Origin of the sequence: Frigoribacterium sp. CFBP9030 (assembly GCF_034045195.1) — a bacterium.
Taxonomy (GTDB): domain Bacteria; phylum Actinomycetota; class Actinomycetes; order Actinomycetales; family Microbacteriaceae; genus Frigoribacterium.
The window spans coordinates 155987-169546 of sequence record NZ_JAXCWG010000001.1; the positions used below are offsets into that span (position 1 = coordinate 155987).

Here is a 13560-nt window from a genome sequence, read left to right on the forward strand (position 1 = left end):
GTCAGGTCTACCCCCGTTCGCCGCAGATCACCATGGGAGCGCCAGCGCCGGCACGATCTCGCCGGCCCGGGCGCCGCCCTCGGGCACGATCAGCAGACCGTCGGCGTCGGCCAGACCGCGCAGCATTGCCGACGACTGCCGCACGGTCGGCAGCGCACCGTCGACCGTGTCGCGGTACGCCTGCACGAGCACGCCCGAGCGCGGGTGCGGCACGTCGACGGCGAGGGTCACCTGCCGAGGAGGCGCGGGTCGCCGCCCGAGCAGCCCCCCGATCAGAGGCGCCCCGACCACGACGAGCCCGACGAACGCGGCCATCGGATTGCCGGGCAGGCAGAGGTGGAGTGTGCTGCCGCGCCGAGCGACGAGCAGCGGCTGCCCGGGGCGCATCGCCATCCCGTCGACGACCAGCTCGGCGCCGAGACGGTCGAGCGCCGCCCGGACGTGGTCGGTGCTGCTGTGCGCCGTGCCGCCCGTCGTGACGACGAGAGCGGCGTCGGGGCGATCGAGGGCTGCGATCGTGGCCTCGAGATCGTCGGCGACCCGCTCGCTCGACACCTCGCCCGCCCCGAGGGACTGCAGGAGGCGCGGCACCGGCACTGAGAAGACGTCGCGCACGCTGCCCGGTCGCGGCACACCCGACGGCACGATCTCGTCGCCGAGCACGGCGACGGCCACCAGGGGTCTCGCGACGACGGCGACGTCGTCGAGCCCGGAGACGGCCGCCACCGCCACGCGCGGGGGGGTGAGACGGGTGCCGCCGACGAAGAGCAGGTCGCCGGGTCGGGCCTCTTCGCCGGCGCGGCGGATGTGCTGCGGAGGAGCCGCCGGTTCGCCGACGGCCGTGAGCAGGCCGTCGACGATCAGCCCGGACTCCGAGCGCAGCACGCGGTCGGTGCCGACGGGGATGACGGCGCCCGTCGTGATCGGCCGGGCGGTGCCGGTGTCGAGACCAGGCTCGACGGGATCGACCGGCCCCGCGACGATCGGCGGACCGAGCCGCCAGGGCCCACCGCCGCGGACCGCCCAGCCGTCCATCGCGGAGGCGTCGAAGCCGGGCACGGACGCCAGCGCACGGAGGTCTTCGGCGAGGGTGCGGTCGACCGCCTGATCGAGACCGACCCGCTCGGCGTCACCGCGGAGGGAGAGACCGGCCTCGTGCGCGGCGGTGCGAGCGGCCTGCCAGTCGGCGCGGACGAGCGTCACGCGGTCGGATCGCCCGGGTTCGGGTCGCCCGCGGTCGCCCCGGTCGCGAGCTCGGTGGCGATCGCCACGGCCCGCGCGACGTCGGCTTCGGTGCCGCCGGCCAGACCCGCGGCGTAGCCGACCAGGTACGTGGTGAGGGGTGCGGCCGGTCGGGCCACGTTGTGCGCGGCGTCTCGGGCCAGATCGAGCACGGTCGCGACGTCGATCACGGTGTCGGCGGGCAGACCCAGGGCGGTCGTCAGTCGAGCGGCCCAGTCGTCGAGTTCGGAGGGGGTGTCGGTCATGTGCACACTCAACCAGCAGCCGGTGACATCGGGGTCGACGCGGGTCGCACGCCCAGCCGTTCGGCGTCGGCGGGCGTGTCGACGTCGGCGCAGAGCGCGTCGTCGAGCGCGACCTCGTCGAGGTCGAGTCCGTCGAGCAGTCGTCGCATCGAGAGTCCGGCCAGCGGCTCGTCGGCGAGGAGCGCGTCGAGCCGATCGTGCAGGGCGGCCGTGCGGTAGAGCGCGAGCAGCGGCTGCCGACGTCCGTCGCCGTCGAGGGCGATCAGGCCGTCGCCGGTGTCGTACGACACGCTCCGCCCCTGTCGGAGGGCGTGGACGGCGGCGGAGGCGCGGGGCAGATCGCAGGCCAGCACGAGGGTCGTCGGCGACGGATCGTCCACGGCGCCGAGCCCGGCGGCGAGGGCGGCCACCGGGCCCGACCACGGTGGATCCTCGCGGGTCGATATCGCGTCGGCGGGGAGGACGGCCCCGTCGCGGGCGCCGACGACCACCAGGGTCGCCGCACCCGATGCGGCCTCCACGGCCTCCGACAACAGGGTCACGCCCCGGGTCGTGAACGCCGTCTTGTCGACCCCGCCCACGCGGGAGGCGCGCCCGCCGGCGAGCAGGACGGCGTCGAAGGCGGGGAGCATGCGACCATCCTGCGCGGTGGAGACCGGGCGCGGCCACGACGGGGCCGTGCCAGCGGGCTCCGACGTCGAGCCTTCCGGACGACACGTGTCATCCTGACGGGCGAGGAGCGACGACCCGCTCCGCCAATAGTCTCGGGGCAGCGGCCGGGGGTCGTCCCGACACCGCCGGTCTGCGGCACCACGGAGGTAGAACATGAAGCGCATCCTGACGGGCCTGGCGGTCGCCACTGCAGGCGCGGCACTGCTGGCGGGCTGCACCTCGTCGCCCGTCGACCCCGACCCGTCGATGGACGCGACGACGTCGTCGTCGCCGTCGCCGGTCGCGACGGAGGTCGCGACGGCGCCGACCGCCACGCCCCCTGCGAGCCCGGCTCCGACCGATGCGGTCGAGCCGGCATCCGCTTCGATCCCGACCGACTGCACCGACGTGGTCGACGCCGAGACCTACGCCGCCACGATGGGCGACGCGCCCCTGAACGACCCGGTGCAGTACCAGGGCCCGATGGGTCAGGTGACCCCCACGACGCCGGCTGCCGATGCCGATCTCCGCGAGAAGGTCGACGCCGCCGGCGTGCTCCGCTGCGGATGGCGCGACCCTCGGGCCGACATCACCGGTCTGCGCGTCACCGTGTCGGTCGTCGACGCCGCGACCGCCGAGGCCTACCCGGCGTGGTTGGCGGAGTTCCGCGAGCCCAGCACGGTGTTCTGGCTCGACGGCGTCGCCTACGACTGCTCCGACGGCTACGGCGGGTCGTTCTGCCAGTACACGACGGAGGACGAGATGTACGGCGTCGAGATGAGCGATACCGTGCTGGTCCGCGACGGCGTCGTCGTCACGGTCGTCCAGGCGAACGTGCCGACCGACGATCTGATGGGCTCGATCGTCACGCGCATCTGGGGCTGAGAGCGGGCGGACAGGCAGGAGGCGCGGTGCCGGGTCGACCGGCACCGCGCCTCCTGCAGGTCACGGGTCAGCCCGCGGCGACCGCCTGGTCGCGCTTCGGCAGCACCCAGCCCGGACGGATGAAGTGGCAGGTGTAGCCGAACGGGTCCTTCTCGAGGTAGTCCTGGTGCTCTTCCTCGGCCTCCCAGAAGTCGCCGGCCGGGGCGACCTCGGTGACGACCTTGCCGGGCCAGATGCCCGAGGCGTCGACGTCGGCGATGGTGTCGAGGGCCGTGGCGCGCTGCTCGTCGGTCGTGAAGAAGATCGCCGAACGGTAGCTGTCGCCCACGTCGTTGCCCTGACGGTCCTTCGTCGACGGGTCGTGGATCTGGAAGAAGAACTCGAGGATCTCGCGGTACGAGGTCAGACCCGGGTCGAAGACGATCTCGACGGCCTCGGCGTGACCGGCGTGGTTGCGGTACGTCGCGTTCTTCACGCTGCCGCCCGAGTAGCCGACGCGGGTCGACACGATGCCGGGCCGACGGCGGAGGAGCTGCTGGGCGCCCCAGAAGCAGCCGCCGGCGAGGATCGCCGTCTCGGTGGTGCCGCTGGGCGCGGGAGTGGATTCGGGGGAGAAGAGCGTCATGTAGGCACCGTATCCTTCGGTTTCGAGAGAGCTGTATGGGACGAAGCGGAGAGCGGCCGAGTTGATGCAGTAACGGAGGCCGCCGGTCGCCGTGGGGCCGTCGGCGAAGACGTGACCGAGGTGGCTGTCGCCCGCTGCCGACCGTACCTCGGTGCGCCGCAGGAAGAACATCCCCTCGCGCTTCTCGACGACGTTCTCGGCGTCGATCGGGCGGGTGAAGCTCGGCCAGCCGCTCCGGCTGTCGAACTTGTCGACCGAGGCGAAGAGGGGTTCGCCCGAGACGAGATCGACGTAGATGCCCGCGTCGGTGGAGTCCCAGAACTCGTTGCGGAACGCGGGCTCGGTGCCGCCGTCCTGCGTGACGCGACGCTGCGTCGGGGTGAGCCGGGCGAGGGCGTCGGGGTCTTTCCGGTAGTCGTTCGACATCATGCCTCCTGTTCGGAGCCGTCCCTCCACAGGTGAGGTGGGCGTGACTCCAGAGGGGTCAACACCGGTCGGGGCGCGGGTGTTCCGACGGCGGCTGCGAGACTGGTGGGCATGAGCTTGATCCGTCTGAACGACGTCACCGTCCGCTTCGAGAACCGACCCGTGCTGCGCGAGGCGTTCTTCCGTCTCGAGATGGGCGACCGGGTGGGGCTGATCGGGCGCAACGGGTCGGGCAAGTCGACGCTGCTGAAGCTCGTGCTCGATCAGGTGCAGCCCGACGAGGGCACCGTCGTCGTCGACGACGGCACCAGGCTCGGCTACTTCTCGCAGTTCAGCGAGCTCGACGGCACCGCGACGGTCACCGAGGTGCTCGAGGGGCTCTTCGACGAGATCCGCGCGATGGAGACCGAGCTGGCCGACATCGACTCGGCCATCGCCGTCGCCGCGATGGACCCTGCGCAGGGTGACGAGCTGACCCGGCTGATCGATCGGCAGTCCGAGCTCTTCGCCGAGATGGACCGCCTCGACGGGTGGGAGTACCCCCGGCGCATCGACACCGCGCTCACGGTGCTCGGCTTCGACCCCGCTCACCGCACCACGCCGATCGACTCGTTGAGCGGCGGCTGGCGCAACCGGGCGGCCCTCGCCAAGATCCTGCTGCAGCAGCCCGACGTGCTGCTGCTCGACGAGCCCACGAACTTCCTCGACGTCGCGGGCGTCGAGTGGCTCGAGCAGTGGTTCCGCGACTTCCGCGGGGCCGCGATCGTCGTGTCGCACGATCGTCGGTTCCTCGACCAGGTGGTCACCCGCATCGTCGAGGTCGAGAACTTCCACCTGCACGAGTACCCCGGCGACTTCGGCGAGTACGTGGTGCAGAAGCAGTTCCGCTTGAAGAACCTCGAGCAGCAGTTCGCGCACGAGTCCGAGCTGCTCGCGTTCGAGTCGGAGGGCATCAGCGACCGCCGCGAGGCCGCGAAGGCGGCGAAGAACGCCAAGTCCGGAGGCGCGGGCGGGCTCACGAAAGACCTGGCGAAGATCAAGAAGCAGCGCACCCCGCGCCCCGTCGACCAGATCATCACCGAGATCTACGGCGGTCTGCACGTCAAGGACGTCCTCTGCCGCATCGACGGTCTCGGGAAGTCCTACGGAGACAAGGTCCTGTTCGACGATCTCGATCTCGAGATCCGCCGCGGGCATCGCCTCGTCGTCGTGGGCGCGAACGGCAGCGGGAAGAGCACGCTGCTGCGCGTGCTGACCGGCGAGGAGAAGGCCGACCACGGGCGCATCGACTGGGCCGGCGGCGCGAAGGTCGTGTCCTACAACCAGGTGCTCGCCGACCTCGACGACGCCGACACGGTCACCCACTCGGTGAACGCGATGCCCGACAGCCTGGCCCTGCGAGCCACCAAGAAGTCGGTGGGTCGGTTCCTCGCGATGTTCCAGTTCTCGGACGCCGACCTGCAACAGCGCATCGGCGCGCTGTCGGGCGGCCAGCGGGCCCGCGTGGCCATGGCCCAGTGCCTGCTGTCGGGGGCGTCCGTGCTGCTGCTCGACGAGCCGACCAACCACCTCGACATGGCGAGCACCCAGGTGATGGAGCGCGCGCTCGTCCACTTCCCGGGGGCGGTGGTCGTCGTCAGTCACGACCGGTTCTTCAGCGAGAAGGTCGCGAACCGCCGACTCGTCTTCGGCGCCGAAGGTGCGAGCCGCGGAGAGCTCGCGCTCAGCGCCGTCTGAGGGCCACGCGACCCGCGGCGGGCTCGGCTCAGCTGTAGGTGTCCTCGATGAACCGGAAGTCGATGCGCTGCACACCGTCGTCGTCGACCCGGGAGTCCTCCCGGCTGTAGTTCGCCAGCACCTCGGTGTCGGTCTGCGGCAGCGAGAGGGTGTCCTGGATCGATCCGTCGACCACGTCGATCTCGTGCTCCTGACCGTCGAAGGGGCCGCCCTGCAGGACGGCGATGAACTGGTTCTCGTGATGCGCTGCGGGGGTCATCACTCGATGCTACGTACCCGCCCGGCGTGCCGCTCGGGCCCTCGCTGCTGCTGCGGCGGACCCGCCCGGCGTGACGCTCGAGCCTCCGCTACTGCTTCGGCGGGTTCCCGTCATCGACGGCGGGTCGGCGATGACCCGCCGCGGAGGACGGGAACCCGCCGCAGCACCGGGAGAGACCGGATCAGAGCACGATCAGGGCCAGCAGCTCGGCGATGGTGACGACAGGGATGAGCGCGAGCAGCACGGCGAGCGCGGTGACGCGCGGGCGCCGCGGCCTCACGGTGACGCGGACGACCAGCATGGCCACGTAGAGCGCGACGACGACGGCGGCCACCACGTCGGACGTCGCATGATCCTGGAAGAGCAGGACGGCGACGCTGATGCCGGCGAGCACGAGCCCGATCACGAGCCACTCGGTGCCGGTCGAGGTGCGGAGCGCGGGCTGGTCGCGCATCCGCGTCGGATCGTTCGTCACGGGGCTCCTCTCGGCGGCGACGGTCGGGCCGGTGTCGACCCGCGCCTCCATGGTGTCACCCCGGCGTAGGCTCCGGCCATGACCGATCTGAACGACGCCGTCGTGCTCGTCCTCGGCGCCTCCGGCGGGCTCGGCTCGCGGATCGCCGCCATGCTGGAGGACGAGGGAGCGCGCGTGGTTCGCGCCGCACGCCGCCCCGACTCGCTGTCGGGCCCGGACGCCTACCTCGCCGATCTCCGCACCGAGCAGGGCGCCGCGTCGCTGGTCGCCGCCGCGCTCCAGGCGCACGGTCGTCTCGACGGCGTCGTCGTCGCAGCCGGCGTCGTCGCCTTCGGGCCGGCCGACGAGGTGTCCGACGACACGCTCGCCGAGCTCGTGGAGACGAACACGCTCGGCCCGATTCGAGCGCTGCGCGACGCGTCGCAGGCGCTCGCCGAGTCGGCCGCCGCCGGGCGCGAGCCCTTCGTCGTCACGATCAGTGGCGTGGTCAGCGAGTCGCCGACGGCCGGCATGGCCGCGTACTCCGCCTCGAAGGCGGGGCTGGCGGCGTTCGTCTCCGCCGCCTCCCGCGAGTACCGCCGCCGGGGCGTCCGCGTGCTCGATGCGCGACCCGGTCACACCGACACGGGGCTCGCGACCCGCGCCGTCGAGGGCACCGCGCCCGCCTTCGGCGCGGCGCTCGACCCCGACGACGTCGCCGCGCGCATCGTCCGTGCCATCGTCGACGGCGAGAAGGACCTCCCCAGCTCGGCGTTCACGCCCGCCCGCGACTGACCTCGCCGCACGGCGCCACGCCGCACCGCGCCGTGAGCATCGCACCTCGGCGTGACGCGGTGCGATGCACGCAACGCGGTGCCGTAGCGCCGCGCACCCGGGAGACGCGCCTGAGCGCCTCAGGCGAACTCGGCCCCGAGCACGCGCAGCAGCTCGGCGAGCTCGGCCTGCTGATGCGCCGAGAGGGAGTCCAGCGGGGCCCGCTCGACCTGGACCAGCAGGCTCATCGCCGCGTCGACGCGCTCGACGCCGGCGGGTGTGATGCGGATCAGCGCGGCGCGGCCGTCGCGCGGGTCGGAGTGCCGCTCGACGAGCTCTCGCTCCATCAGGCGGTCGAGCCGGTTCGTCATCGTGCCGCTCGTGACCATCGTCGCCGCGACGAGGTCCTTCGGCGACAGCTGGAACGGATCGCCCGCTCGTCGCAGCGTGGACAGCACGTCGAACTCCCAGATCTCGAGGTCGGCGTGCCGGAACGCCTCGGCGCGCAGACGGTCGAGTCGCCGCGAGATGCGCCGCAGTCGCGAGAACACGTCGAGCGGGGCGAAGTCGATGTCGGGTCGCACCCGCGCCCACGCGTCGATGATCAGGTCGACTTCGTCGCTGGTGGTCACAACTGGTCCAATCGAGTCTCAGGGTCTCTCGATCATGCCCCACGCACGCCGGGGACGCTGTCAGCCACGGGGCGGGCGACCCGGGCTCTCGCGAAGCGGACGACGACCGCCCGAGAGGGTCGCCGCCGGGAGCGGCCGAGGAGGCGCGGTGCACGCGATCGCGCACCGCGCCTCCTCGGGGCCGTCGGCGGCCGACGTCAGTCGGCGGCGTACTCGTCGAGGGCCGGCAGCGGGCGTCCGTCGAAGTCCCACATGGCCTGGTTCTCCCAGGCGTTGCCCGAGGTCGGGTCGTCCGGGTCCCAGCCGGCGCCGTCGACGGCCGTCCACGCGGGCTCCCACGCGACGACGCCGGTGCCGCGCCCGCCGGGGGCGGAGGCCACGACGTCCTGCACGGCACGGAAGTTCGCGGCCTGACCGGCGGGGGTCGCGGGGTAGCCGGCCGTCAGCATCGAGGCCTGCGCGACGACGTTCTCCCAGGTGTGGTCGGGGTCGTCGGCGAGGGTCCAGGGGTACGAGGTCTCGACGACGAGGGCGTCGCGGTCGTACCGCGCGGTCAGCACCGTCACGGCCTGCTGCAGGTCGCTGAGGCTGCCGTGCCAGTACGAGTAGTACGACAGGCCGATCACGTCGAAGTCGACGCCGCGCGCGGTGGCCTGGTCGAACCACCAGGTCAGCCCGTCGATGCCGTTGTTGATGTTCGTGAGGTGCAGCACGACGTCGGTGTCGGGCGACACCTCGCGCACGGCGGCGGACCCTGCGGAGAGGAACATCGCGAGGTTGTCCCACTGGGCCCCGCTCACCCCGTCGCTCGGGTCGACGTCCCAGGTCTGGCCGAGCGGCCACACCATGCCGGGGTTGATCTCGTTGCCGACCTGCACGGCGTCGGCCGTGATGCCCTCGACCGCCAGCGCGTCGAGCACGCTGCGCGTGTGGTCGTGGATCCGCGTCGCGACCTCGGGTGCGGACAGCCCGACCCAGGCCTTCGGCATCGTCTGCGCACCCGGATCCGTCCAGCGGTCCGAGTAGTGGAAGTCGACGAGCAGCTCCATGCCCGAGGCCTCGATGCGCTTCGCCATGGCGACCACGTCGTCCTGGTCGTTGTAGCCGTCGGTCGGGTCGACCCAGACCTTCAGCCGCGCCATGTTGGCCCCGGCCGCCGAGATCTGCTCGACGGCGTCGGTCGGTCGGCCCTGCACGTCGAGGTAGACCGCGCCCTTGTCCTCGTTGCGGGGCAGACCCGACAGGTCGGCTCCGCGGATCTCCCGCGTGACCCGGCCCGGCGTGAACGTGACGTCGTCGATGCTCGCCCACGAGCCGGCGTCGCCCGCCGTCGTGAGGGTCAGCGTGCACTGGCTGTGGGTGACCTCGGCCGACACCGAGAGGTGCAGCCAGCCGTCGTCGGATTCGGTCGAGGGGACGACCGTCGTGCCCGCGGCGTCCTTGCTCGAGCCCTGGCCGCAGCCGGTCAGCGAGAGCGTGCTCGACCCGGTCGTGCCACCGCTCTTGACCCAGGCCGAGAACGTCCACCAGCCGGGGGCGACCTTCTTGACCTTCTGGGTCGTCGTCGCCTGACCGGCCGAGGGCAGGTGGTGGGTCAGGCGCGTGGGGGAGTCGTGGCCGCCGGTCTCGAGCGCGGCCGTGCCCTTCCCCTTCGAGACCCAGCCCGACAGGCCGGACTCGAAGCCGGGGTTCGCGACCGCGACCCGGGAGGCGCGGGTCGAGTCGTCCGCCGATGCCGCCGATGCCGGGACGGCCGGCGCGAGCCCTCCGCAGAGCGCCGCCGTCAGCACGAACGCCCCGGTGGCGACGCCGAGCCGCCTCCGCGAGATCGGGAGCGGATGGGTGGGTCGATGGGATCGAGACATCGGTCGTCCTCCTTGACGATGAGCGCACATGACTGTGTGCGCTCCCAGTTCTAGCACGACCTGTCTGGTTCGGGGAAGACCACGCGCCTTTAATGCAAGCGGATGCGACGGGTTGTGGGCCTGTTATCGATCCCAGTTTGGCGGGTCTCGAGGTGTCGACCCGCGCCTCCTCGGGTCCGCGACGTTTTACACGGTCGTAACAAGATGTATACGAAGGGGCGTCATCGGGGCTGATTGTATTCAATCCACTTCGCCCCGACCCCGAGCATTGGATCACGCATGTCCCGCTCCCCGTACTCCCGCCGCCGGGTGCTCGCGCTGCCCGCGGCCGCCCTCGGTCTGGCCCTCGCCGTGACCGGCTGCCAGGCCGTCCAGACCACCGACACCTCCGACGAGACCCGCGACGACGTCTCGACCGCGGCCATCGGCGACCAGACGATCGTCGAGGGCGGCGACCTCGTGATGGCCCTCTCGGCCGAGCCCGACCGGCTCGACCCGACGACCTCGTCGTCCCTCTACACCCGGTACGTCATGGAGACGATGTGCCAGAAGCTCTACGACATCGACGCCGAGGGTCAGATCGTGCCGATGCTCGCCACCGAGCTGCCCACGGTCTCCGACGACGGACTGACGGTGAGCTTCCCCGTCCGCACCGACGCCGTCTTCGCCGACGGCACGCCCCTCGACGCCGACGCCGTCGTGACGACGCTGCAGCGCGCCCTCGACAAGGAGGACTCGTCGCGCCGCAGCGAGCTCGGGCCGATCACGGGCATCACGGCCACTGGCGACGACGAGGTCGAGATCGAGTACTCGGAGCCCTTCGCGCCCCTGACGGCCGCGCTGGCCGACCGCGCCGGCATGATCATGTCGCCCACGGCCCTCGAGGCGCAGGGCGACGACTTCGGCGACGCCCCGGTCTGCGTCGGTCCGTTCAAGTTCGCCGACCGGGTGCCGCAGACCTCGATCACGGTCGAGCGCGACCCGCTCTACTACGACGCCGAGAACGTCCACTTCGACTCCATCACCTACCGCATCATCACCGACGCGAGCATCCGCGCGGCGAACCTGCAGTCGGGCGATGTGCAGGTCGCCGACTCGATGTCGACCCAGGACGTCGAGTCGCTCAAGGCGGACGACGCGCTCACCGTGCTCGAGGTCGGCTCGCTGGGCTACCAGGGCCTGACGGTTAACATCGGCAACCAGGACGGCGTCGGCACCGACCCCGTGCAGATCGACACCCCGCTCGCCTCCGACGCGACGGTGCGGCAGGCCCTGTCGATGTCGATCGACCGCGAGTCGCTCGTCTCGTCGATCTTCGGCGGTCTGTACGACCCCGCCTGCTCGCCGATCTCGCCCGACAGCCCGTTCGCCACCGACGCCAGCGACGCCTGCCCCGAGTACGACCCGGAGGCCGCCCGTCAGATGCTGGAGGACGCCGGCGTCGAGACGCCGTACGCGATCGACATGCAGGTGAGCAACAACGCCGACACCGTGCGGTTCGCCCAGGCGCTGCAGGCCCAGGTGGCCGAGGGCGGCTTCGAGCTGACGATCACGCCGGTCGAGTACTCCACCCTGCTCGACGTGCAGACCCGAGGCGACTTCGAGGCGCTGCAGCTCGGCTGGTCGGGCCGCGTCGACCCGCACGGCAACACGTACAACTTCCTCTCGACGGGCGGCGGCAACAACTACAGCGGCTACAGCTCGGAGGAGGTCGACGACCTGCTGACCCGTGCCGCCGCGACCAACGACGTCGACGAGCGCGCCGACCTCTACGGTCAGGCCGTCGCCCAGGTGCAGGAGGACGACCCGATCATCTACCTCTACCGGGTCCGCAGCCTGACCGCGCTGTCGAACGAGATCGCCGGCGTCTCCACCTTCGCCGACGGCGTGGTCCGCCTCAGCAACGCCGCCTTCGTCGAGGCGGACTGACCCGATGGCCCGCTACCTCCTCACCCGCCTGTGGCAGTCCGTGCTGACCCTGGTGCTCGCCTCGATCGTCGTGTTCGTCGGCGTCCGGCAGCTGCCGGGCGACCCGGCCCTCGCCCTGGCGGGTGAGGAGGCGTCGCCCGAGCGCGTCGCGGCCATCCGCACCGACCTCGGACTCGACGACTCGCTCGTGGTCCAGTACCTCCGATTCGCCGGCAACTTCCTCACCGGCGACTTCGGCGAGTCGACCCGCACCGGCACGCCGGTGACCGAGCTGATCGCCACGACCCTGCCGGTCACGCTCTGGCTCTCGCTCTACGCGATCGTCGTCGCCGTGATCGTCGGGGTGGCGCTCGGCGTGATCGCCGAGCGGTACCGCGGCCGCTGGCCCGAGTGGATGGCCAACGCGGCCGCCCTGGTCGGTCTCAGCGTGCCGAACTTCTGGCTCGGCATCCTCGCCATCCTCTGGCTCGCGGTCGGGCTGGGGCTGTTCCCGGCCTCCGGCTACGTGCCCGTGTCGGTCGATCCGTTCCAGGCCCTCATCCATCTGACCCTGCCGGCCCTCATCCTCGGCACGTCGCTCGCCGCGGTGATCATGCGGCAGACCCGGGCCTCGATGATCGAGACGATGAAGACCGACTACGTCCGCACCGCCCGCGCCAAGGGCCTCGGCCGGGGGCGCGTGCTGATGCGTTACGGCCTCCGCAACTCGATGATCGTGGTGGTCACCATCGTCGGACTGCAGCTCGGCGGTCTCATCTCGGGGGCCGTCGTCACCGAGCGCATCTTCGCGCTGCCGGGCTTCGGCAAGCTCACCCTCGACTCGGTCTTCACCCGCGACTACCCCGTCGTCCAGGCCGTCGTGCTCGTCATCACCCTCGGCTACATCGTGATCAACCTCGTCGTCGACGTGCTGTACAGCGTCCTGAACCCGCGCATCCGAGTCGGAGGAGCCTCCTGATGACCGTCATCCCGATCCAGGCCGAGCTGGGCTCCGCCCGAGGCCGCGTCTGGGGCCAGCTGAGACGCAACCGTCTCGGCGTCGCCGGCGGCGTCATGCTGCTCGTGGTGCTCCTCCTCGGCGTCCTCGCGCCGCTGATCGCCCCGCACGGCCCCACCGAGGTCAACTTCGCCGCGCCGTTCCAGCAGCCCGGCACGGTCGGCTACCTGCTCGGCACCGACGACCTCGGCCGCGACATCCTCTCGCGCATGCTCTACGGCATCCGGGTCTCGCTCGTCGTCGGCGTCCTCAGCGTGCTGCTCGCCGTGGTCGTCGGCACGCCCCTCGGGCTGCTCGCCGGATACTGGCGCTGGCTCGACGGCGTCATCGGGCGCCTGACCGACGTCATGCTCGCGTTCCCGTTCCTGATCATCGCGGTGGCGCTCGCCGCGATCAGCGGACCGAGTCTCGGCAACGCGATCGTCGCCCTCGGCATCGCGCAGATCCCGACGATGATCCGCGTGGTGCGCGGCGAGACGATGCGCATCGCGTCGACCGACTTCGTGCTCGGCGCCCGCACGATGGACGCCACCGGCCTCCGGGTGATCTTCACCCACGTGCTGCCGAACTGCGTCTCGGCGATCATCGTGCAGGCCACGGTCATCATGCCGGTCGCGGTCATCGGCGAGGCGCTGCTGTCGTTCCTCGGACTCGGCATCCAGCCGCCGACGGCCAGTCTGGGCATCATGCTCAGCGACGCGCAGCAGTACCTCGGGCGGGCGCCCACCGCCGCCGTGGTGCCCGGTCTCGCGATCGCCGCGATCTGCCTCGGCTTCAACCTCTTCGGCGACGCGCTGCGCGATGCGCTCGACCCGACCTCCAGCGAACGGAACTGACCC

The 13560-nt window shown here is 71.5% G+C and carries 14 protein-coding genes; 6 read left to right on the plus strand and 8 right to left on the minus strand.

The genetic code is table 11. The annotated features are described in order from the left end of the window. Window positions 1-27 precede the first annotated feature (27 nt). Genes SOM13_RS00710 through mobA form a run of 3 tightly spaced genes read right to left on the minus strand, consistent with a single transcriptional unit; the run spans window position 28 to window position 2119 of the window. Entirely contained in the window at window positions 28-1203 is a 1176-nt protein-coding gene (locus SOM13_RS00710; RefSeq protein WP_320478627.1) for a molybdopterin molybdotransferase MoeA, read from the minus strand. Further along, entirely contained in the window at window positions 1200-1487 is a 288-nt protein-coding gene (locus tag SOM13_RS00715; protein ID WP_197981789.1) for a DUF6457 domain-containing protein, read from the minus strand. The genes SOM13_RS00710 and SOM13_RS00715 overlap by 4 nt, the downstream gene beginning before the upstream one ends. 8 nt (window positions 1488-1495) lie before the next feature. Beyond that, the gene (gene mobA / locus SOM13_RS00720; RefSeq protein ID WP_320478628.1) at window positions 1496-2119 is read right to left on the minus strand and encodes a molybdenum cofactor guanylyltransferase; all 624 of its coding nucleotides are present in this window, start codon (window positions 2117-2119) and stop codon (window positions 1496-1498) included. Window positions 2120-2312: 193 nt separating this feature from the next. On the opposite strand from mobA, the gene SOM13_RS00725 reads away from it, so the two are divergent. Then, the gene (locus SOM13_RS00725; RefSeq protein ID WP_192059670.1) at window positions 2313-3023 is read left to right on the plus strand and encodes a hypothetical protein; all 711 of its coding nucleotides are present in this window, start codon (window positions 2313-2315) and stop codon (window positions 3021-3023) included. Between the two features lie 67 nt (window positions 3024-3090). On the opposite strand, the gene SOM13_RS00730 is transcribed toward SOM13_RS00725, so the two are convergent. After that, window positions 3091-4077: a bifunctional methionine sulfoxide reductase B/A protein gene (locus SOM13_RS00730; protein WP_320478629.1), complete on the minus strand. Its 987-nt coding sequence runs from the start codon at window positions 4075-4077 to the stop codon at window positions 3091-3093. Window positions 4078-4185: 108 nt separating this feature from the next. On the opposite strand from SOM13_RS00730, the gene SOM13_RS00735 reads away from it, so the two are divergent. Beyond that, window positions 4186-5811: an ABC-F family ATP-binding cassette domain-containing protein gene (locus tag SOM13_RS00735; RefSeq protein WP_320478630.1), complete on the plus strand. Its 1626-nt coding sequence runs from the start codon at window positions 4186-4188 to the stop codon at window positions 5809-5811. A gap of 28 nt (window positions 5812-5839) precedes the next feature. Here SOM13_RS00735 and SOM13_RS00740 read toward each other — a convergent pair whose 3' ends face one another. Then, a complete protein-coding gene (locus SOM13_RS00740; protein WP_320477015.1) occupies window positions 5840-6070 on the minus strand; it encodes a hypothetical protein in 231 nt (76 codons plus the stop codon). 181 nt (window positions 6071-6251) lie between these two features. After that, the gene (locus SOM13_RS00745) at window positions 6252-6545 is read right to left on the minus strand and encodes a hypothetical protein (RefSeq protein WP_192059678.1); all 294 of its coding nucleotides are present in this window, start codon (window positions 6543-6545) and stop codon (window positions 6252-6254) included. 78 nt (window positions 6546-6623) lie between these two features. Between SOM13_RS00745 and SOM13_RS00750 the strand changes: the two genes are divergently transcribed. Beyond that, on the plus strand, window positions 6624-7319 hold the full coding sequence (locus SOM13_RS00750; RefSeq protein WP_320478631.1) for an SDR family oxidoreductase: 696 nt from the start codon (window positions 6624-6626) through the stop codon (window positions 7317-7319). Between the two features lie 119 nt (window positions 7320-7438). Here SOM13_RS00750 and SOM13_RS00755 read toward each other — a convergent pair whose 3' ends face one another. Both SOM13_RS00755 and SOM13_RS00760 read right to left on the minus strand, forming a co-directional pair. Next, window positions 7439-7930, minus strand: coding sequence for a MarR family winged helix-turn-helix transcriptional regulator (locus SOM13_RS00755; RefSeq protein ID WP_192059682.1), 492 nt, complete (start codon window positions 7928-7930; stop codon window positions 7439-7441). 197 nt (window positions 7931-8127) lie between these two features. Continuing rightward, entirely contained in the window at window positions 8128-9795 is a 1668-nt protein-coding gene (locus SOM13_RS00760; RefSeq protein WP_320478632.1) for a glycoside hydrolase family 53 protein, read from the minus strand. A 279-nt stretch (window positions 9796-10074) separates the two neighbouring features. On the opposite strand from SOM13_RS00760, the gene SOM13_RS00765 reads away from it, so the two are divergent. From SOM13_RS00765 to SOM13_RS00775, 3 genes are read left to right on the plus strand one after another with little or no spacing between them, the layout of a single operon-like run. Next, on the plus strand, window positions 10075-11724 hold the full coding sequence (locus SOM13_RS00765) for an ABC transporter substrate-binding protein (RefSeq protein WP_243215767.1): 1650 nt from the start codon (window positions 10075-10077) through the stop codon (window positions 11722-11724). Window positions 11725-11728: 4 nt separating this feature from the next. After that, window positions 11729-12682 carry an ABC transporter permease gene (locus SOM13_RS00770; protein WP_320478633.1) on the plus strand — a complete coding sequence of 318 codons (954 nt, stop codon included), beginning with the start codon at window positions 11729-11731 and terminating at the stop codon, window positions 12680-12682. Beyond that, a complete protein-coding gene (locus tag SOM13_RS00775) occupies window positions 12682-13557 on the plus strand; it encodes an ABC transporter permease (RefSeq protein WP_320478634.1) in 876 nt (291 codons plus the stop codon). The genes SOM13_RS00770 and SOM13_RS00775 overlap by 1 nt, the downstream gene beginning before the upstream one ends. Window positions 13558-13560: the final 3 nt, after the last annotated feature.

Coding starts and splice junctions, on each gene's coding strand:
- SOM13_RS00715 (WP_197981789.1), bottom strand. CDS start 1,487: ATGACCGACACCCCCTCCGAACTCGACGACTGGGCCGCTCGACTGACG.
- mobA (WP_320478628.1), bottom strand. CDS start 2,119: ATGCTCCCCGCCTTCGACGCCGTCCTGCTCGCCGGCGGGCGCGCCTCC.
- SOM13_RS00725 (WP_192059670.1), top strand. CDS start 2,313: ATGAAGCGCATCCTGACGGGCCTGGCGGTCGCCACTGCAGGCGCGGCA.
- SOM13_RS00730 (WP_320478629.1), bottom strand. CDS start 4,077: ATGATGTCGAACGACTACCGGAAAGACCCCGACGCCCTCGCCCGGCTC.
- SOM13_RS00735 (WP_320478630.1), top strand. CDS start 4,186: ATGAGCTTGATCCGTCTGAACGACGTCACCGTCCGCTTCGAGAACCGA.
- SOM13_RS00740 (WP_320477015.1), bottom strand. CDS start 6,070: ATGACCCCCGCAGCGCATCACGAGAACCAGTTCATCGCCGTCCTGCAG.
- SOM13_RS00750 (WP_320478631.1), top strand. CDS start 6,624: ATGACCGATCTGAACGACGCCGTCGTGCTCGTCCTCGGCGCCTCCGGC.
- SOM13_RS00760 (WP_320478632.1), bottom strand. CDS start 9,795: ATGTCTCGATCCCATCGACCCACCCATCCGCTCCCGATCTCGCGGAGG.
- SOM13_RS00765 (WP_243215767.1), top strand. CDS start 10,075: ATGTCCCGCTCCCCGTACTCCCGCCGCCGGGTGCTCGCGCTGCCCGCG.
- SOM13_RS00770 (WP_320478633.1), top strand. CDS start 11,729: ATGGCCCGCTACCTCCTCACCCGCCTGTGGCAGTCCGTGCTGACCCTG.
- SOM13_RS00775 (WP_320478634.1), top strand. CDS start 12,682: ATGACCGTCATCCCGATCCAGGCCGAGCTGGGCTCCGCCCGAGGCCGC.